Annotated in this window: 18 protein-coding genes; 10 read left to right on the top strand and 8 right to left on the bottom strand. The window is 63.5% G+C overall.

Annotated elements, in window-relative coordinates:
* Nucleotides 1-86: 86 nt before the first annotated feature.
* The 4 genes from UP09_RS03720 to UP09_RS03705 all read right to left on the bottom strand — a co-directional run bounded on the left by UP09_RS03720 (nucleotide 87) and on the right by UP09_RS03705 (nucleotide 3,720).
* The gene (locus UP09_RS03720) at nucleotides 87-1,307 is read right to left on the bottom strand and encodes an ABC transporter substrate-binding protein (RefSeq protein WP_044536647.1); all 1,221 of its coding nucleotides are present in this window, start codon (nucleotides 1,305-1,307) and stop codon (nucleotides 87-89) included.
* Nucleotides 1,308-1,562: 255 nt separating this feature from the next.
* Nucleotides 1,563-1,994, bottom strand: coding sequence for a hypothetical protein (locus UP09_RS03715; protein ID WP_156164431.1), 432 nt, complete (start codon nucleotides 1,992-1,994; stop codon nucleotides 1,563-1,565).
* A 30-nt stretch (nucleotides 1,995-2,024) separates the two neighbouring features.
* Nucleotides 2,025-2,705: a site-2 protease family protein gene (locus UP09_RS03710; RefSeq protein WP_044536646.1), complete on the bottom strand. Its 681-nt coding sequence runs from the start codon at nucleotides 2,703-2,705 to the stop codon at nucleotides 2,025-2,027.
* A 103-nt stretch (nucleotides 2,706-2,808) separates the two neighbouring features.
* Nucleotides 2,809-3,720 (bottom strand): DMT family transporter, encoded by a 912-nt coding sequence (locus UP09_RS03705; RefSeq protein ID WP_044536645.1) that lies wholly within the window; start codon nucleotides 3,718-3,720, stop codon nucleotides 2,809-2,811.
* A gap of 107 nt (nucleotides 3,721-3,827) precedes the next feature.
* On the opposite strand from UP09_RS03705, the gene UP09_RS03700 reads away from it, so the two are divergent.
* Nucleotides 3,828-4,691 (top strand): LysR substrate-binding domain-containing protein, encoded by an 864-nt coding sequence (locus tag UP09_RS03700; protein ID WP_044536644.1) that lies wholly within the window; start codon nucleotides 3,828-3,830, stop codon nucleotides 4,689-4,691.
* On the opposite strand, the gene UP09_RS03695 is transcribed toward UP09_RS03700, so the two are convergent.
* The 4 genes from UP09_RS03695 to gntR form a co-directional block, all read right to left on the bottom strand.
* Nucleotides 4,688-5,434: an SDR family NAD(P)-dependent oxidoreductase gene (locus UP09_RS03695; RefSeq protein ID WP_044536643.1), complete on the bottom strand. Its 747-nt coding sequence runs from the start codon at nucleotides 5,432-5,434 to the stop codon at nucleotides 4,688-4,690. The genes UP09_RS03700 and UP09_RS03695 overlap by 4 nt on opposite strands.
* Nucleotides 5,435-5,460: 26 nt before the next feature.
* On the bottom strand, nucleotides 5,461-6,192 hold the full coding sequence (locus tag UP09_RS03690) for an SDR family oxidoreductase (RefSeq protein ID WP_044536642.1): 732 nt from the start codon (nucleotides 6,190-6,192) through the stop codon (nucleotides 5,461-5,463).
* Nucleotides 6,193-6,321: 129 nt separating this feature from the next.
* Complete coding sequence (locus UP09_RS03685) at nucleotides 6,322-8,166, bottom strand: IlvD/Edd family dehydratase (protein ID WP_044536641.1); 1,845 nt, start codon at nucleotides 8,164-8,166, stop codon at nucleotides 6,322-6,324.
* A gap of 203 nt (nucleotides 8,167-8,369) precedes the next feature.
* Nucleotides 8,370-9,398: an HTH-type transcriptional regulator GntR gene (gene gntR, locus UP09_RS03680; protein WP_044536640.1), complete on the bottom strand. Its 1,029-nt coding sequence runs from the start codon at nucleotides 9,396-9,398 to the stop codon at nucleotides 8,370-8,372.
* A 208-nt stretch (nucleotides 9,399-9,606) separates the two neighbouring features.
* Here gntR and UP09_RS03675 point away from each other — a divergent pair, with 208 nt between their 5' ends.
* The 9 genes from UP09_RS03675 (at nucleotide 9,607) to UP09_RS03635 (ending at nucleotide 18,114) form a co-directional block, all read left to right on the top strand.
* On the top strand, nucleotides 9,607-10,668 hold the full coding sequence (locus UP09_RS03675) for an ABC transporter ATP-binding protein (protein WP_044536639.1): 1,062 nt from the start codon (nucleotides 9,607-9,609) through the stop codon (nucleotides 10,666-10,668).
* A gap of 47 nt (nucleotides 10,669-10,715) precedes the next feature.
* The gene (locus tag UP09_RS03670; protein ID WP_044536638.1) at nucleotides 10,716-12,029 is read left to right on the top strand and encodes an ABC transporter substrate-binding protein; all 1,314 of its coding nucleotides are present in this window, start codon (nucleotides 10,716-10,718) and stop codon (nucleotides 12,027-12,029) included.
* A gap of 116 nt (nucleotides 12,030-12,145) precedes the next feature.
* The gene (locus tag UP09_RS03665; protein ID WP_044536864.1) at nucleotides 12,146-13,045 is read left to right on the top strand and encodes a carbohydrate ABC transporter permease; all 900 of its coding nucleotides are present in this window, start codon (nucleotides 12,146-12,148) and stop codon (nucleotides 13,043-13,045) included.
* Nucleotides 13,046-13,047: 2 nt separating this feature from the next.
* On the top strand, nucleotides 13,048-13,923 hold the full coding sequence (locus UP09_RS03660; RefSeq protein WP_044536637.1) for a carbohydrate ABC transporter permease: 876 nt from the start codon (nucleotides 13,048-13,050) through the stop codon (nucleotides 13,921-13,923).
* 82 nt (nucleotides 13,924-14,005) lie between these two features.
* Nucleotides 14,006-14,992, top strand: coding sequence for a D-erythronate dehydrogenase (denD, locus tag UP09_RS03655; RefSeq protein WP_044536636.1), 987 nt, complete (start codon nucleotides 14,006-14,008; stop codon nucleotides 14,990-14,992).
* Between the two features lie 29 nt (nucleotides 14,993-15,021).
* Nucleotides 15,022-15,978, top strand: a complete 957-nt coding sequence (locus tag UP09_RS03650; protein ID WP_044536635.1) for a sugar kinase — start codon at nucleotides 15,022-15,024, stop codon at nucleotides 15,976-15,978.
* On the top strand, nucleotides 15,975-16,625 hold the full coding sequence (gene eda / locus UP09_RS03645; RefSeq protein WP_044536634.1) for a bifunctional 4-hydroxy-2-oxoglutarate aldolase/2-dehydro-3-deoxy-phosphogluconate aldolase: 651 nt from the start codon (nucleotides 15,975-15,977) through the stop codon (nucleotides 16,623-16,625). Before UP09_RS03650 ends, eda begins: the two co-directional genes overlap by 4 nt.
* Before the next feature lie 43 nt (nucleotides 16,626-16,668).
* Nucleotides 16,669-17,841 carry an acetyl-CoA acetyltransferase gene (locus UP09_RS03640; RefSeq protein WP_044536633.1) on the top strand — a complete coding sequence of 391 codons (1,173 nt, stop codon included), beginning with the start codon at nucleotides 16,669-16,671 and terminating at the stop codon, nucleotides 17,839-17,841.
* 72 nt (nucleotides 17,842-17,913) lie between these two features.
* On the top strand, nucleotides 17,914-18,114 hold the full coding sequence (locus UP09_RS03635) for a hypothetical protein (protein ID WP_044536632.1): 201 nt from the start codon (nucleotides 17,914-17,916) through the stop codon (nucleotides 18,112-18,114).
* Nucleotides 18,115-18,143: the final 29 nt, after the last annotated feature.

Raw genomic sequence — 18,143 nt, 5'->3', positions numbered from 1 at the left:
GCGAACCCGGAATCCATTTCACCATTGAACGGGTCGCCCGATGGATTCCGGGTTCTCGCTTCGCGAGCCCCGGAATGACGCTTGGGTCAGCTCTTCTTCACCAGCGGGCAGACGCTCTTCTCCAGCGGCAGCCAGGCTTCGTCCGCGGGGATGGTCGCGACCAGCTTGTAATAGTCCCACGGATATTTCGATTCCGCCGGTGTCTTCACCTCGAACAGATAGGCCGGGTGGATCTTGCGGCCGTCGGCGCGGATCGAGCCCTTGCCGAACAGCGGATCGTCGGTCGGTAGCTCCTTCATCTTGGCGACCACGGCGCGGCCGTCATGCGGATTGCCGCCGAGCGCCTCCAGCGCCTTGAAGTAATGGATCAGCGACGAATAGACACCGGCCTGCACCATGGTCGGCGGGTTCTTCTTGAAGCGTTCCATGAAGCGCTTCGAGAAGGCGCGGGTCTGGTCGTTCATGTCCCAGTAGAAGGTCTCGGTGAAGTTGAGGCCCTGCGCGACGTTGAGGCCGAGCGCGTTGACGTCGGTGATGAACATCAGCATGCCTGCAAGCTTTTGGCCGCCGGCGACGATGCCGAATTCGGCCGCCTGCTTGATCGCGTTGGTGGTGTCGCCGCCGGCATTGGCAAGGCCGACGATCTTGGCCTTTGAGCTCTGCGCCTGCAGCAGGAACGAGGAGAAGTCGGCGTTGTTGAGTGGGTGCTTGACGCTGCCGAGCACCTTGCCGCCATTCGCGATGACGACCGCCGACGTGTCGCGCTCGAGCGCCTGGCCGAACGCGTAGTCCGCGGTGAGGAAGAACCAGCTGTCGCCGCCGGATTTGACCAGCGCCTTGCCGGTGCCGTTGGCGAGCATGTAGGTGTCGTAGACCCAGTGCACCGTGTTCGGTGAACACTGCGCGCCCGTGAGGTCGGATGAGGCCGAGCCCGAGTTCAGATTGACGACGTTCTTGTCCTTGGCAAGGTTGGCGATCGCAAGCCCCACGCCCGAGCTTGCGAGATCGACGAACACGTCGACCTTCTCGACGTCGATCCACTGCTTGCCGATGTTGACGGCGATGTCGGGCTTGTTCTGGTGATCGGCCGAGATGACGTCGATCTTCCAGCCCTTGGCGAGCAGCCGGGAATCCTCGATCGCCATCTGCGCCGCGATCGTCGAGCCGGGTCCGCCGATGTCCTGATAGAGGCCGGATTGATCGCCGAGGCTGCCGACCTTGACGACCTTGTCCATCGTCTGCGCCAGCGCGGCGCCCGCAAATACCAGGCTCGTGGTCAAAACCAATGCTGCAATCGAACGCTTCATTGCCCCTCCAAATGCTCTTTTGAGTGAATTGATTTGTATTGTGACTATGCCCGGCATTCGGTTCCCCGCCTAGCTAAGCGCGGCCAAACGTCCGATATTCCGTGGGGTGGGGAAATGCAGCGAAAGCGCCACAGCCGTCAATTGCGAGGAGCGATAGCGACGAAGCAATCCATATTGCCGCTTGTGCCGCTATGGATTGCTTCGCTTCGCTCGCAATGACGGGAAGCAGCCGCGCCAGGCGGGTGGAGGGAGCGGCTACCGCCAGTAATACCGGATCGCCACATACACCACGACGAGGCAGACGAAGATCAGCGCGACCGGCAGCGGACGCTTGGCGTTCAGGCCGGATGCGCCCGGCTTCGGCTTGGCGGGCAGGCGGCGGAAGGCAGTGACGGTTCCGGTGTCGGTGACCGGTTCGCGCGCGCGGGCAGGAACCTCCGGCGCTGCGCCGGCGCCGCCCATCTCGGCATAGTAGCTGCGGTACATCAGCTGGATCGTGGCCTCGCTCGCCTCGGCGTCTTCCATCTTTTCCGAGAGCTTCTTATAGCTCGTCAGGAAAGTCTGCGCCTCCGGCGGCAAAGCGGAGGCACCGTTCAGCTTGGCCATCATCCGCCAGGTCGCAAAGTCAGCCCGCGCACGGGTGTCGGCGCGTCGCGCAATCAGCATATCGGCAGCTTTGATCACCATGGCCTCGACGCGTTCCCACCTGAAATAGAGCTACGTGTTCCCGGTGATAAGGAGAAGGGCCTGGATCACATAGCCGGTCAGTGTTCGCAGTATTGTCGAAATAACATCAAGATTTAGGCCGAAGCGGGTGCCGACCATCGGCAGCAGGATCAACAGGGCGATCAGGATCAGCATCCCGTAGGGCTCCAGCCGGGACAGCGGATAGGCCAGCGGCCGCGGCAGCAGCCCAACCGCGACCCGGCCGCCGTCCAGCGGCGGAATCGGCAGCATATTGAAGATCGCGAGCACGATGTTGATCAGGAACGCGTTTTTCAGGTTGTCCGCGGTCCATTGTTCGGCATTTGCCGGCACGAATGGCAGCGCGTGGAATGCCAGCGCCGCCGCGGTCGCCAGGATGATGTTGGTCACCGGGCCCGCCAGCGCGACCCACACCATGTCGAGCCTGGGGTGATTGAGGTTGCGGAAGTTCACCGGCACCGGCTTGGCGTACCCGAACAGGAACGGCGATTGCGCCAGCAGCAGCACAGCGGGCAGGATGATCGTGCCGAACGGATCGATGTGCTTGAGCGGGTTGAAGCTGACGCGGCCGAGCTGCCAGGCAGTGTTGTCGCCGAGCCGGTGCGCGACAAAGCCGTGCGCGGCCTCGTGGAAGGTGATCGCGATGATCAGTGGCAGCACCCAGACGGAGACGCCATAAAGGGAAACGTTCAATTCGCGCCGCCTTGGATTCGCTTTGGGGCAATCAAGCTAGCACGGATTTACAACGGCTTTTGCGGCAAACGCCGGCAATTTGACGCGGGTTCCGGGCTTGTCGTCAACGCACGTCCGGCGCGGCGACAGCCTCGCTGCGCGTCACCCGCGGCTGGGTGGTGGCGATCCAGATGCCGACGAAGACGGTGACGATCCCGGCCATCAGATTCCAGCGCAGCGGCTCGCCCAGCAGCACTGCTCCGACCAGCGAGGCCGCGATCGGGTTGACGGTGACTGATATCGCGACCCGCGTCGGTGTGGTCCGCTCCAGCGCGAAGGCCCAGAGATAGAAGGTCAGCGCAGCGCCGAACGCGCCGAGATAGATCGCGCCGAACCATTGCGGTGGACCGAAATCCGCAACCGGCGTGAAGCTGCCGTGGACCAGCGAGGCTGAGATCAGGACCACGGCGCCGGCCGCCATCGCCAGCGTGGTGAAGGGAATTGGCCCGGAGCGGCGGATGAAGGGCTTTGACCAGATGCTGTAAAGGGCCATGCAGAGGGCGGCGGCGACCATCAAGAGGTCGCCACGCCATGCGCCCGGCGGCGCGGTGGCGAGGCCGGACAGTAGCGCCATCGAAACCCCAAGGATCGTGATGAGGACGCCTGTGGTCTTTCGGGCGGTCAGCGGCTCGCTCCCGAGCGCGGCGCCGACCACCATCGTCAGCAGCGGCAACGTTGACAGCGCAAGCGCGCCGCGCGCCGCCGTCGTTGACATCAACGACGCGTTGAACAGGATCGGAAACGCCGCAAAGAACAGCAGCCCAAGGCCGGCCACGGCAGGCCAGTCGCGCCGCGGCGGCCAGTTCCGCAGCCCTGACAGCGCGAGCGGCAGCAACAGCAGAACGCCAATCCCGAACCGGAACGAGCCGATCGCCAGGGGATCGATGGTGCCGACCAGAAACCGCGTCGCCCCGATCGAGGTTCCACCGAGCGTACTCGACAGCACCGCCGCCAACACTCCCCAAGTTTCACCCATTAAGCGTCGCCCGTTCCGTTCGATCCCTTGGTTTCGCTTGCGCAAGCTAGGGAACGGGAGCTAATCAAGAAATGGAATATTGTTGATAGATCAAATCGCAGTTCGTGATGAGTGCCCCGGTCCTGGATCCCGATCTCCTGCAAGCCTTCGTCGCGGTGGCGGACCATCGCTCCTTCACCCGCGCCGCCTCGGCGCTGAACCGCACGCAGTCGGCGGTCAGCATGCAGGTAAAGCGGCTCGAGGAGCGGCTGCAGGCCGAACTGTTTCACCGCACCAAGGCCAATGTCGATCTGAGCGCGGCCGGCGAGGGGCTGCTCGGCTACGCCAGGCGCATTCTCAGCCTCAACGACGAAGCGGTCGGCCGAGTGCGCGCGCATGGAATGGATGGGCGCGTTCGCCTCGGCGTGATGGACGACTATGGGACCTTGCTCGTCCCGCCACTGCTGGCGGGCTTTGTCGCCAACTATCCGCTGATCCATGTCGAGATGGAGACCGGGCTGACGTCCACGATGACCGGCCGGCTCGGCGAAGCCTACGACCTCGTGATCGCCATGCATCCGGAAGGACGCGGCGAGGGCGAGTTGCTGCGAACGGAGCAGGCGGTGTGGGCCGCGAGTGCCGAGCATCGCGTCGAGCAACGCGATCCGCTCCCGGTCGCACTCTATCCGCACGGATGCCTGTTCCGGAGCTGGGCGATGCAGGCGCTGGATGAAGCGAACCGGCCGTGGCGGCTTGCCTTTGTCAGCCATAGCCTCGCGGCTGTCGAGGCGATTGCGGCGCAAGGCCTGGCGGTGACTGTGGTCAAGTCAGGCACGTTTCCGCCGTCGCTGCGACGCCTGACCGCGCGCGACGGCATGCCGCGATTGCCGCGCGCGGAAATCCGCCTGCACCGCGCGGCAAACCTTTCGCGAGCAGCATCGCTGCTCGCCGATCATCTGGTGGCGGCGCTCCGTCAGCCGCGGGGACGCTAGTACGTCGCGCGACCGCCGGAGATGTCGAACACCGCGCCGGTCGAGAACGCGCAATCTTCGGAGGCCAGCCACGCCACCATCGCAGCGAGTTCTTCGACCAGCACGAAGCGACCCTTCGGGATTTTCGACAGCATGAAGTCGATATGCGCTTGCGTCATCTGGTCGAAGATCGCGGTCTTCGCCGCCGCCGGCGTCACCGCATTGACCAGAATGTCATGCCGCGCGAGTTCCTTGCCAAGCGATTTCGTCAGCGCAATCAGGCCGGCCTTCGACGACGAATAATGCGCGGCGTTCGGGTTGCCTTCCTTGCCGGCGATCGAGGCGATGTTGACGATGCGGCCGTATTTCTGGCCGATCATCGCAGGCACGATCGATTTGCAGACGATGAAGGGGCCGTCGAGATTGATGCGCAGCACCTTGCGCCATTCGTCGAGGTCGGTTTCCCAGACCGGCTTGTTGATTCCGGCGATGCCGGCATTGTTGACCAGGATGTCGATCTTGCCGAACGCCTTCAGCGTTGCGTCGCGCGCGGCGTCCACGGCGGCCGGATCGGTGACGTCGACCTTGATCGCGGTCACGTTGTCGCCGATCGCCTTGGCGGTCTTTTCGGCCAGCGGCAGGTCAAAATCCCAGATCGCGACCTTCGCGTCGGAGGCGACAAGGCGCTCGGTGATGGCGCGGCCAAAGCCCTGCGCGCCGCCGGTAACGACGGCACAGCGGCTGTTGAGATCGATCTTGTTCATGTTGAGAGCCTTTGATCGCGGGAATGTCAGAGCATGAAGCCGCCATCGACGACCATGTCGACGCCAGTGGTGAATGCGGCTTCGTCGCTTGCAAGATAGACTGCCATCGCCGCGATTTCCTCTGCGGTGCCGAGCCGGCCCATCTTCTGCCGGGCAACGAATTTCTCGCGTCCATCGGGGCCCGCGGCGGCCGCGCGATCGAGCATCGAAGGCGTCTCCACGGTGCCGGGGCAGATCGAGTTGCAGCGGATGCCCTGGGTGATGAAGTCGAGCGCAACCGCGCGCGTGAGCAGCGAGACCGCCGCCTTCGACGCACTGTAGACATAGCGGTTGGCCGGAGGCCGCAACGCCGCGCAAGACGAGATGTTGACAATGCTGCCGCCACTACCCGCCAGCATCGAAGGCAGGAACGCCTTGATGGTCCGGTGCATGGATTTGACGTTGAGGTCGAACGAGAAATCGAAATCTTCGTCGGAGCACTCCAGAATAGTGCCGTGGTGGACGAAGCCCGCAGCATTGAGCAGGATGTCGATCTTGCCGACACGCTTGGCGAACGCGTTGACCTCGGCCGTGTTGCGAACGTCGAGCCGTGTCGTCTCGGCGACGCCTTCCTTGCCGAGAGTGGCGATGCCGCTTTCATTGATGTCGGTGGCGATCACGGTGGCGCCTTCACGTGCGAATGCGATTGCGCATGCGCGCCCGATGCCCGCCGCCGCGGCGGTAACAACAGCGCGCTTTCCCTTCAGTCGGTCTGACATTGATTTCTCTCCCTGTTTCCTTGAGTCATTCCGGGACGCGCGCAGCGCGGGCCCGGAATCCATACCCCCGATCGTGGTTATGGATTCCGGGCTCGGCCCTACGGGCCGCCCCGGAATGACGGTGATGGTTTAGTGATTGTCGCGCGCAACACCGACCGTGCCGGCGATGTCGTGGTACCGCGTCGCGAGTTCGAGGCAGGCGCCGGTCGATTGCTGGCCGACGGTCTGGCGGTACAGCTCCTGCCACGGCGTCTGGTTCGCCGGGTAGGGGAAGCCGCCCTTGGCCTTCAGCTCGGCGCGACGGGTGCGCAGCTCGTCCTCCGAGATCAGGATATTGGCGCTGCCCTTGCTGAGGTCGACGCGCACCTGGTCGCCGGTCCTCAGGATTGCGAGGCCGCCGTCGGCCGCGGCTTCCGGCGAGGCGTTGAGGATCGAGGGCGAGCCCGAGGTGCCGGACTGGCGGCCATCGCCGATGCAGGGCAGGGCGAGGATGCCACGTTTGATCAGCGCCGCCGGCGGCTGCATGTTGACGACCTCGGCGCCGCCGGGATAACCGATCGGACCGGTGCCGCGGACGAACAGAATGCAGTGCTCGTCGATCTCAAGCGCGGGGTCCTCGATGCGGTGGTGATAATCCTCCGGTCCCTCGAATACGATGGCGCGGCCCTCGAAGGCGTTCAGGTCCTTCGGGTTGGAGAGATAGCGGTCGCGGAATTCCTTTGATATCACGCTGGTCTTCATGATCGCGGAATCAAACAAATTGCCACGCAGCACGAGGAAGCCGGCGTCCTTCACCAGCGGCTTGTCGTAGCCCCAGATCACGTCGCTGTCGGGCACCGGCGCATCCTTGCAGTTCTCGCCCATGGTGCGGCCGTTGACGGTGAGGGCGCCCTCATGAATGCGCTTGTGCTTCATCAATTCGCGCACCACTGAAGGCACGCCGCCGGCGCGGTGATATTCCTCGCCGAGATAGAAGCCGGCCGGCTGCATGTTGACCAGGAGCGGCACGTCGTGGCCGTATTTTTGCCAGTCGTCGATCGACAGCTCGACGCCGACATGGCGCGCCAGCGCGTTGATGTGGATCGGCGCGTTGGTCGAGCCGCCGATCGCTGAATTGACCACGATGCAGTTCTCGAACGCCTCGCGCGTCAGGAAGTCCGACGGCTTCAAATCTTCCCAGACCATGTCGACGATACGCTTGCCGGTCTCATAGGCGATCTGGCCGCGCTCGCGATAGGGCGCCGGGATCGCCGCGCAGCCCGGCAGCGAGAATCCCAAGGCTTCCGCGAGCGAGTTCATCGTCGAGGCGGTGCCCATGGTGTTGCAATGGCCGACCGAGGGCGCGGAGGAGGCCACGATCGACATGAACTCCTCATAATCGATCTCGCCGGCGGCGAGCCGTTCGCGCGATTTCCACACGATAGTGCCGGAGCCGGTGCGCTCGCCATTGTGCCAGCCATTCAGCATCGGGCCGCCCGACAGCACGATCGCGGGCAGGTTGACGGTGGCGGCCGCCATCATGCAAGCCGGCGTGGTCTTGTCGCAGCCGGTGGTCAGCACCACGCCGTCGAGCGGATAGCCGAACAGGATCTCGACCAGGCCGAGATAGGCGAGGTTGCGGTCGAGCGCCGCGGTCGGGCGCTTGCCGGTCTCCTGAATGGGGTGCATCGGAAATTCCATCGCGATACCGCCGGCGGCGCGGATGCCCTCGCGGACCCGATGCGCCAGTTCGAGGTGATGCCGGTTGCAGGGCGACAAATCATTGCCGGTCTGGGCGATGCCGATGATCGGCTTGCCCGATTGCAGTTCCTCGCGGGTCAGGCCGTAATTGAGGTAGCGCTCGAGATAGAGCGCGGTCATGCCGGGATTGTGCGGGTTGTTGAACCACTCCAGGGAGCGAAGCTTGCGGCGCTTGCCCTTGCTGTCCTTGCCCTGGTTTGCGGCGTCGTGCCCGTTGGTGTGGGGTTTTGTCATTGGATTCTCCCGCAGTGCAAACTCGCTTCGGCCCGTTCTAAGGGCTCTGGTTTCTACCTTGCGCAAATTGTCGCGCATTACAAATCGGAGCGATCACGCACCGGCGTCGCATCTGAGGAATTGGACCTTAGTTGAGGCTCTTTGGTTGCGCTATCATTTTGTCATTTTTGACCCTTCTGTGACAGGCCCCTGACGGGTGGATGTCAGGTGCGTCGCGCCGAGCTTTGCCGTTCCATGACACTGAAGCCGAGATCGACCACCGGCGCGGCCGGCCGGCGTCCCTCCAGCGTTTCGATCACCATCATGGCAGCGTTCCTGCCCATTTCGTAACGGTTGGTGCGCACGCTGCTCAGCGTCGGCTCGCTCGATGCCATGAATTCGAGATCGTTGAAGCCGACGATCGCCATTTGGTCTGGCACCATCATATGCCGGCGCTTGCATTCGAACAGTGCGCCGAGCGCGATGTCGTCATTGACGCAGAACACGGCATCGATGTCGGGCGCCTTGGCGAGCAGGTCGGCGAACAGCGTGCCACCTAATGTTACCGAGGTCGGTACCGCCGTGGTGACGATCAGCCGCGGGTCGAACAGCGCGGCGTCGGTCATTGCGGATCGATAGCCGTCGAGCCGCCGCTGCACCCGCGGATCCATGCGTGCGCCGAGCAGGCCGATTCGGCGGTAGCCCTGCACGATAAGGTGGGAGATTGCGGCTTTTGCGGCGTCAAAATGCGAGAATCCGATCATCATGTCGACCGGTGCCGGGCCGACCTCCATGATTTGGACGATCGGGCAATCGACCGTCTCCATGATGGCGCGAGAATCGGCAGTCTGGTTGATGCCGGTCACGATGAGGCCGGCCGGCTTCTGTGCCAGAAACAGACGCAGCAGGCGCTCTTCCTGGAGGATGCTGTAGCGGGTGTTGGCGAGCTGAATGCTGTAGCGGCTGCCTTCGAGCGCGTCATAGATGCCGCGCAACACGTCGGCGAATACATTGTTGGTCAGCGACGGGATCAGGACACCGATGACTTCGGTGCGTTGCGAGGCGAGCGCCCGCGCGGCCAGGTTGGGGACGTAGCCGAGCTCATTTGCCGCACTTTCGACCCGCGCGCGCTTGCCGTCCGAGAGGGCTTCAGGGTTTCTGAAGAAGCGAGAGGCCGTGATCGGGCTGACGCCGGCGAGCTTGGCGACTTCGGTGAGCCTGATCTTCCCTGGCGTGATGCGCTTTCGGGCCATTTTCCGCTCATATCACAGGCACCGCCGGTGACAAACTGATATTGACAGCGCTACCAAGCCGTTGCTAATCGAACGATTGCCAAAACCGGATAAACTGCGGACAATAACGTCAGTCCAATCGAGCCGCGCGCCCAGCGTGGCCTGAGCAAAAACAGAGCGGTCGCGGCACTCGTCGTACGTCGCCGGGAAACTTGAGGGAGGGAAGTGGATGTCGTCGGTCCAGATTCGGGACGTGCGCAAATCGTTCGGCAATTTTGAAGTCCTGCACGGCGTGTCGATCCCGATCGAGGATGGCGAGTTCGTCGTGCTCGTCGGTCCCTCCGGCTGCGGCAAGTCGACCCTGCTGCGCATGCTCGCAGGGCTGGAGAACATCACCTCGGGCACGATCTCGATCGGCGACCGCGTCGTCAACAATGTCCAGCCCAAAGAGCGCGACATTGCGATGGTGTTCCAGAACTACGCGCTCTATCCGCATATGACGGTCGCCGACAATATGGGCTTCTCGCTCAAGCTGCGCGGCGCCAAGGCCGAGGAAATCTCGAAGGGCGTCAACCGCGCCGCGGAAATCCTGGCGCTGACGCCGCTGCTCGATCGCTATCCCCGGCAATTGTCCGGCGGCCAGCGCCAGCGCGTCGCGATGGGCCGCGCCATCGTGCGCGATCCCCAGGTGTTCCTGTTCGACGAGCCGCTGTCGAACCTCGACGCCAAGCTCCGGGTTGCGATGCGCACCGAGATCAAGGAGCTGCATCAGCGGCTGCGCACCACCACCGTTTACGTCACCCACGATCAGATCGAGGCCATGACCATGGCCGACAAGATCGTGGTGATGCATGACGGTATCGTCGAGCAGATGGGCTCGCCGCTCGACCTCTATGACCGTCCGGAAAACCAGTTCGTTGCCGGCTTCATCGGCTCGCCCGCGATGAATTTCCTGAAAGGCAATGTGAAGGTCAACGGCTCGGCGTATTTCGAGGGTCCGAACGGCGTCAAGCTGCCGCTGAAATCGGCGCCGGCCAATTCCGACGGCAAGCCCGCGGTCTACGGCGTGCGGCCCGAGCATTTCACCATCGCCGATGACGGCGCGGAGGCCGAGATCGTCGTGGTCGAGCCGACCGGCTCGGAGACTCAGGTGTTCGCCAAGCTCGGCGGCGAGCAGGTCGTCGCGGTGTTCCGCGAGCGGCACCAATTCAATCCGGGCGACAAGGTTCGGCTCAAGCCGGACCCTTCGCTCGTCCATCTGTTCGACGATGCGACCGGCAAACGTATGTAGCGACGTAGAAACCAACCCATACAAATATAAAATTTAGGGAGGGAACCATGAGCGATTTTAACAGGCGTGATGTCCTCAAGGCCGGGCTTGGCGCGACGGCCGTTCTGGCCGGTCCGGGAATCGTTCCGGCGCGTGCCGCGACCTGGACCAACACGCCGGAGCCCAATGCCTCGATCCGGGTGCTGCGCTGGAAGCAGTTCATTCAGGCCGAGTACGACAAATTCGCTGAGCTCACCAAAAAATTCTCCGAGACGACCGGCGTCAAGGTGAAGCTCGAAGCCGAGAGCTGGGAAGACATCCGGCCGAAGGCCGCGGTCGCCGCCAATGTCGGCGCCGGCCCGGACCTGATCCTCGGCACGCTCGACGATCCCCACAAATTCCCGGACAAGCTGATCGACGTCACCGACGTTGCCGAGTATCTCGGCGCCCAGTATGGCGGCTGGTATCCGGTCGCGGAGAAGTACGGCAAGAAGGGCAATAGCTGGATTGCGATCCCGCAAGGCGCGACCGGTGGCTGCCTGAACTACCGCATCAGCCACATGAAGGCGGCCGGCTTCGATGAATTCCCAAAGGACACGGCCGGCTTTCTCAAGCTCTGCCAGGCCCTGAAGAAGAACAACACGCCGGCCGGCTTCGCGCTCGGCCATGCCACGGGTGACGCCAACGGCTGGTGCCAGTGGGCGCTGTGGGCGCATGGTGGCAAGGTCGTCAACGAGAAGAACGAGGTCGTGATCGACTCTGCGGAGACGGTTGCAGCGCTCGAATACGTCAAGCAACTCTATCAGACGTTCATCCCGGGCGTACTGTCGTGGAACGACTCCAACAACAACAAGGCGTTCCTCGCCGGCGAGCTCAGCCTGACCCTGAACGGCATCTCGATCTGGACGGTCGGCAAGAACTCCCCGGATCCGAAGCAGCAGGAGATCGCCAAGGATATGGACCACGCGCCGATGCCGATCGGCCCGGTCGGCCACTCGACCGAGCAGCAGAACGTGCTGGTCGCCTACGGCTACAAATATTCCAAATACCCGAAGGCGGTGAAGGAATACATCCGCTTCATGTGGGACAAGGAAAATTACGACGCGTGGGAGGTCTCCTCCAACGGCTACGTCTCGCCGCCGCTGCCGGCCTACAACGACAATCCGGTCTGGACGTCGGACCCCAAGATCACGCCGTACCGCGACTGCTTGAAGCGCTGCCTCGACAACGGCTTTGCCGGTGACCTCGGCTATGCCTCGGCCGCCGTCATGGGCGACTTCGTCGTGGTCGACATGTTCGCGGAAGCCGCCTCCGGTTCGGTGACGCCAAAGGAAGCGGCAGCGCGGGCCGCCGAGCGCGCCAAGCGCTACTATCAAGTCTGATCCGCTACTCCGGCGGCGTCCAGCTTGCTTGCTGAACGCCGCTACCATCCGTGAGGGGGAAGTCCGACATGGCAATTCTGGCCGAGCCCAGCGTTGCGACGATCAAGCGCACCAGCATGTGGTCCAGCGCGTTCCAAAGTCGTCACTTTCTGGGCGCGATGTTCATGGTGCCTGCCGTCACCATCCTCGTTCTGTTCCTGGCCTATCCCCTCGCGCTGGGTTTCTGGCTGGGGTTGACCGATACCAAAATCGGCGGCGCCGGCCGCTTCATCGGCATGGCGAACTTCGTCTCGCTCGCGAAGGACAGCGTGTTCTGGCTCTCGGTGTTTAATACGATTTTCTACACGGTGACCGCGAGCGCGGTGAAATTCGCGATCGGACTTTACCTGGCGCTGCTGCTCAACGAGCGGCTGCCGCTGCAATCGATGATCAGAGCGATCGTGCTCTTGCCGTTCGTGGTGCCGACGGTGCTGTCCGCGATTGCGTTCTGGTGGATCTACGACAGCCAGTTCTCGATCATCTCCTGGGTGCTGGTGAAGTCCGGACTGATCACGCGATACATCGAATTCCTCGGCGAACCCTGGAACGCACGTTGGTCGGTTGTCGCTGCCAATGTGTGGCGCGGCGTGCCCTTCGTGGCGATCACGCTTCTCGCAGGCCTGCAGACGATCTCGCCCTCGCTCTATGAGGCGGCCAATCTCGACGGCGCCACCAACTGGCAACGCTTCCGTCATATCACGCTGCCGATGCTGTCGCCGATCATCGCCGTGGTCATGACCTTCTCGGTGCTGATGACGTTCACCGACTTCCAGCTGATCTATACCATCACCCGGGGCGGGCCGATCAATGCGACGCATCTGATGGCGACGCTGTCGTTCCAGCGCGCGATCACCGGCGGCAATCTCGGCGAGGGGGCGGCGATCTCGAACGCGATGATCCCATTCCTGGTCGCCGCGATCCTGTTGAGCTTTTTTGGGCTTCAGCGCTCCCGCTGGCAGCAGGGCGGGAGGGACTGACCATGACCACCGTGGACGACCAAACCGTCGGAATGTCCTACCTGGAGAGCTGGCCGCGGAAGCTCCTGCGCGTCTATCTTCCGCTCGGGCTGATCATGTTCTTCCTGCTGTTCCCGTTCTACTGGATGGTCGTCACGACCTTCAAGCCCGACGCGGAGATGTACGACTACGAGAAGTTCAACCCGTTCTGGGTCGCGCATCCGACGTTCGAGCACATCAAGAAGCTGTTCCTGGAGACCGACTATCCGCAATGGATGTGGAACACCGTGATCGTCTCGGTGTCCTCGACATTTATCTCGCTGTTCGCCAGCGTCTGTGCGGCCTATGCGATCGAACGTCTTCGCTACAAGGGCTCGCGCTATGTTGGCTTAGCGATCTTCCTCGGCTACCTGGTTCCCCCGTCCATCCTGTTCATTCCGCTGGCCGCGATCGTGTTCCAGCTTGGGCTGTTCGACGGCAATCTGGCGCTTATCCTGACCTATCCGACCTTCCTGATCCCGTTCTGCACCTGGCTGCTGATGGGATATTTCCGCACCATCCCTTATGAACTCGAGGAGTGCGCGCTGATCGACGGGGCGACGCGGCTGCAGATCCTGACCAAGATCACGCTGCCATTGTCGCTTCCAGGAGTGATCTCGGCCGGCATTTTCGCCTTTACGTTGTCGTGGAACGAATTCATCTACGCGCTGACCTTCATCTCCTCGTCCGAAAACAAGACGATTCCGGTCGGCGCGATTACCGAACTCGTCAACGGCGACGTCTATCATTGGGGCGCGCTGATGGCGGCGGCACTAACCGGGTCGATCCCCGTAGTTATCCTTTATTCCTTCTTCGTGGAGTACTATGTGTCGGCCATGACCGGTGCCGTGAAGGAGTGATTGCGGGTCCGCCATGAGGAACGCGCCCGAGGCGGCGCGTTCCGACCAATACGAAGGCCCAATAAGAAGAAGGAGCAGGCTCTTGCACATTCTCATCCTCGGCGCCGCCGGCATGGTCGGCCGCAAACTCACCGAACGGCTGTTGCGCGACGGTCGTCTCGGCAGCCGTGACATCACCAAAATGACGCTGCAGGACGTGGTTGCGCCGGCCAAGCCCGCGAACGCCTCGATCCCGGTCAACGTGATTGCCTCCGATTTCGCCGACGCCGGCGTCGCGGCGCCCCTGATCGCCGAACGGCCGGAGGTGATCTTCCATCTCGCCGCGATCGTCTCGGGCGAGGCGGAGGCCGAGTTCGACAAGGGCTACCGGATCAACCTCGACGGCACCCGCCATTTGATCGACGCGATCCGCGCGGCCGGTGGCGGCTACAAGCCGCGGTTGGTGTTCACCTCCTCGATCGCCGTGTTCGGCGCGCCATTCCCGGAGAAGATCGGCGATGAATTCTTCCACACGCCGCTGACGAGCTATGGCACCCAGAAATCGATCTGCGAGCTGCTGATCAACGATTACAGCCGCAAGGGGTTGCTCGACGGCATCTCGATCCGCCTGCCGACCATCTGCGTACGGCCCGGCAAGCCGAACAAGGCCGCGTCCGGCTTCTTCTCCAACATCATGCGCGAGCCGCTGGCCGGCGAGGAGGCGATCCTGCCGGTGTCCGACGACGTCCGGCATTGGCACGCCTCGCCGAAATCGGCGGTCGGCTTTCTGATCCATGCCGGCACGATGGATCTCAATGCGATGGGCCCGCGGCGCAATCTCAGCATGCCCGGGATGTCGGTCACCGTCGGCGAGCAGATCGCAGCGCTCGATCGCGTCGCCGGCAAGAATGTCACCGCGCGCATCAAGCGCGTAGCCGACCCGACCATCATCGGTATCGTCTCGGGATGGCCGCGCGATTTCGTCACCGATCGCGCGCTCAAGCTCGGCTTCACCACAGCCGAGAAGACGTTCGACGACATCATCCGCATCCATATCGAGGACGAACTCGGCGGCAAGTTCGCGGCTTGAGTTAGGTCCGGGCGAACGCGGTTCTTGAGATGACCAGGGTAGCCTGCATCGGCGAATGCATGATCGAGCTGCGCCAGGCCCCGGGGGGCCAGGCCGGCGCGCTGTACTCGCGCTTCTATGGCGGCGACACGCTCAACACCGCCGTCTATCTGTCGCGGCTCGGCGTCGACGTCGACTACATCACCGCGCTCGGCGACGATGCGCTGAGCGACGAGATGATCGCGGGCTGGGCCGCTGAAGGCATTGGTACAAAGCGCGTCGCGCGGCTGCCCGGCAAGCTGCCGGGGCTGTACCTGATCCAGACCGACGACAAGGGCGAGCGGCGCTTCTTCCACTGGCGCGAGAGTGCGGCCGTGCGCAGCCTGATGGACCTGCCCGAGACCGACGACATGCTGAACTCGCTTGCGAGCTATGACATCGTCTATCTCTCGGCGATCACGCTCTCGATCCTGCAAGAGGGCGGACGGGAAAAGTTGATGACGGCGCTGAAGCGCGCGCGGCTGCTGGGGACGCGGTTTGCGTTCGATACCAATTTCCGGGCCCGCGGCTGGCCGGATTTGGACGTCGCGCGCAAGGTCTTCAGTAGCGCGTTCGAAGGCGCTGATATCGTGCTCGCGTCGACCGAGGATCTGGCGCCGCTCTATCCCGGCGAAAGCAACGCCGCGCTGCTCGCCGGCATCTCCAGCCCCGAAGTGGTGCTGAAGCTCGCCGAGCCATCGTGCATTCTGCGCCATGCCGGTGGGTCGAGCGAGGTGAGGGCGGAGCCGCTGACCAAGCCGGTGGTCGACACCACGGCGGCCGGCGACAGCTTCGCCGCCGCCTACCTTGCCGCGCGTCTCGGCGGCGCCGAGCCGGAGGACGCGGCCCGTGCTGGCCATCGCCTCGCCGGCGCCGTGGTAGGCTATCCCGGCGCGATCATTCCACGCTACGCCATGCCGCCGAAGAAGGCGCCACGGCCCTCAACATCCCGCAAGGCCTCCCAATGACAGCGACATCAAAGCAGGACCAGATCGCCGAGTTGATCCGGCAAGCCACCGTGATCCCGGTGCTGACGATTGAACGGCTGGAGGACGCGGTGCCGCTCGCCAGGGCACTGGTCGCCGGCGGCGTGCGGACGCTCGAGGTCACGCTGCGCACGCCGGCCGCGATCGAGGCGGCCAAGGCAATGATAGCTGAAGTGCCTGATGCGATCGTCGGGATCGGCACTATCCTCAATGGTGACGATTTGGCGCGCGCCGAGGCGCTCGGCGCCAAATTCGGCATCAGCCCTGGCGCCACGCCCGAACTGTTGAAGGCGGCGGCGGCCAGTCGGCTGCCGTTCGCCCCGGGGATCGCCACCGCGTCCGAGTTGATGCAGGCGCTGGCGCACGGCTTCGACGTCGTCAAATTCTTCCCGGCCGAGCAGGCCGGCGGTATCAAGGCACTGCGGGCGCTGGCGGGGCCGTTTCCGAATGTCAGGGTTTGCCCGACCGGCGGGATTGGCGAGGCCAATGCGGCGACCTGGCTCGCCGAGCCGAATGTGCTGGCGGTCGGTGGGTCCTGGCTTTGCCCGTCCCAAGACGTCCGCGCCGGCAACTGGGCCGGCATAACCGCCATGTGCGCGCGGGCGATGAAATCGCTGAAAGCCGCCTGAAGATGGGTTACATAAATCTCGAACACGAACAGGGAGAACGGCCATGACTGCAGCCAGCATCGTCGGTTGGGCGCATACGCCATTCGGCAAATTCGACGCGGAAACCGTTGAAAGCCTTGTCGTCAAGGTCGCCAACGAGGCGCTGGCCGATGCCGGCATTGCGGCTTCAGATGTCGACGAGATCATGCTCGGCCATTTCAACGCCGGCTTCTCGCCGCAGGATTTTACGGCCTCGCTGGTGTTGCAGGCCAATCCGGCGCTGCGCTTCAAGCCGACGACGCGTGTGGAAAACGCCTGCGCCACCGGTTCCGCCGCCGTGCACCAAGGCATCCGCGCCATCGAAGCTGGCGCTGCGAAGATCGTGCTGGTGGTCGGCGTCGAGCAGATGACCCGAACGCCCTCGGCCGAGATCGGCAAGAACCTGCTGAAGGCATCGTACCTGCCGGAGGACGGCGAGACCGTCGGCGGCTTCGCCGGTGTGTTCGGCAAGATCGCGCAGAGCTATTTCCAGAAATACGGCGACCAGTCCGATGCGTTGGCGATGATCGCGGCCAAGAACCACAAGAACGGCGTCGCCAACCCCTATGCGCAGATGCGCAAGGACTTTGGCTTCGAGTTCTGCCGCGCCGAGAGCGAGAAGAACCCTTATGTCGCGGGTCCCTTGAAGCGCACCGACTGCTCGCTGGTGTCTGACGGTGCCGCAGCACTGGTGCTGACCGACGCCGAGACCGCCAAGACCATGGGCAAGGCGGTCCATGTCCGCGCCACCGCGCATGCACAGGATTTCCTGCCGATGTCCAAACGCGACATCCTGCAGTTCGAAGGCTGTACCATCGCCTGGCAGCGCGCGCTGCAAAAGGCCGATCTGCAGCTCTCCGATCTCTCTTTTGTCGAAACCCATGATTGCTTCACGGTCGCCGAATTGATCGAATATGAAGCGATGGGCCTGACGCCGAAGGGGCAGGGCGCACGCGCGATTCTGGAAGGCTGGACCCAGAAGGACGGCAAGCTGCCGGTCAATCCGTCCGGCGGCCTCAAGGCCAAGGGCCATCCGATCGGCGCCACCGGCGTCTCCATGCACGTCATGACCGCGATGCAGCTCACCGGTCAAGCGCCGGAGGGCATGCAGCTCAAGAACCCGCAGCTCGGTGGCATCTTCAATATGGGCGGTGCTGCGGTCGCGAACTACGTCTCGATTTTGGAGCCTGCAAAATAAGAGGCAAGGTTGGAGGCTCGTGAATTCTTTAGCGCGCTGACCTCGTGGAGGCCTGTCACCGGAGAATGCACTATGGCAATCGAAAACTCGCTATCGCTGTCTGAACTGAACGACCGCATCGCGATCCTGCGGGATAATATCAGGCAACTGATCGAGCAGGCCGCCGGCGCGGGCGGCGCCGAGGTCGAGGAGCGCATTTCCGAGCGTCTCGAACAGCAGAATGCGGAACTGGAGAAGCTGTTGAAGGCGCGTGAGGCCCTGCCGGGCCAGTAGTCTCTGGTCGCGTCCTGGATCGACCAGGA

Origin of the sequence: Bradyrhizobium sp. LTSP885 (assembly GCF_000938305.1) — a bacterium.
In the GTDB taxonomy this organism is placed as follows: Bacteria; Pseudomonadota; Alphaproteobacteria; order Rhizobiales; family Xanthobacteraceae; genus Bradyrhizobium.
The sequence above is the reverse complement of the archived record's forward strand: the minus strand, read 5'-3'. Positions and strand labels throughout refer to the sequence as shown.

Excerpts from the sequence above, each read along its gene's own strand:
- UP09_RS03720 (WP_044536647.1), bottom strand. The coding sequence starts at position 1,307 with ATGAAGCGTTCGATTGCAGCATTGGTTTTGACCACGAGCCTGGTATTT.
- UP09_RS03715 (WP_156164431.1), bottom strand. The coding sequence starts at position 1,994 with ATGGTGATCAAAGCTGCCGATATGCTGATTGCGCGACGCGCCGACACC.
- UP09_RS03705 (WP_044536645.1), bottom strand. The coding sequence starts at position 3,720 with ATGGGTGAAACTTGGGGAGTGTTGGCGGCGGTGCTGTCGAGTACGCTC.
- UP09_RS03700 (WP_044536644.1), top strand. The coding sequence starts at position 3,828 with ATGAGTGCCCCGGTCCTGGATCCCGATCTCCTGCAAGCCTTCGTCGCG.
- UP09_RS03695 (WP_044536643.1), bottom strand. The coding sequence starts at position 5,434 with ATGAACAAGATCGATCTCAACAGCCGCTGTGCCGTCGTTACCGGCGGC.
- UP09_RS03690 (WP_044536642.1), bottom strand. The coding sequence starts at position 6,192 with ATGTCAGACCGACTGAAGGGAAAGCGCGCTGTTGTTACCGCCGCGGCG.
- UP09_RS03685 (WP_044536641.1), bottom strand. The coding sequence starts at position 8,166 with ATGACAAAACCCCACACCAACGGGCACGACGCCGCAAACCAGGGCAAG.
- gntR (WP_044536640.1), bottom strand. The coding sequence starts at position 9,398 with ATGGCCCGAAAGCGCATCACGCCAGGGAAGATCAGGCTCACCGAAGTC.
- UP09_RS03675 (WP_044536639.1), top strand. The coding sequence starts at position 9,607 with ATGTCGTCGGTCCAGATTCGGGACGTGCGCAAATCGTTCGGCAATTTT.
- UP09_RS03670 (WP_044536638.1), top strand. The coding sequence starts at position 10,716 with ATGAGCGATTTTAACAGGCGTGATGTCCTCAAGGCCGGGCTTGGCGCG.
- UP09_RS03665 (WP_044536864.1), top strand. The coding sequence starts at position 12,146 with ATGTGGTCCAGCGCGTTCCAAAGTCGTCACTTTCTGGGCGCGATGTTC.
- UP09_RS03660 (WP_044536637.1), top strand. The coding sequence starts at position 13,048 with ATGACCACCGTGGACGACCAAACCGTCGGAATGTCCTACCTGGAGAGC.
- UP09_RS03650 (WP_044536635.1), top strand. The coding sequence starts at position 15,022 with ATGACCAGGGTAGCCTGCATCGGCGAATGCATGATCGAGCTGCGCCAG.
- eda (WP_044536634.1), top strand. The coding sequence starts at position 15,975 with ATGACAGCGACATCAAAGCAGGACCAGATCGCCGAGTTGATCCGGCAA.
- UP09_RS03640 (WP_044536633.1), top strand. The coding sequence starts at position 16,669 with ATGACTGCAGCCAGCATCGTCGGTTGGGCGCATACGCCATTCGGCAAA.
- UP09_RS03635 (WP_044536632.1), top strand. The coding sequence starts at position 17,914 with ATGGCAATCGAAAACTCGCTATCGCTGTCTGAACTGAACGACCGCATC.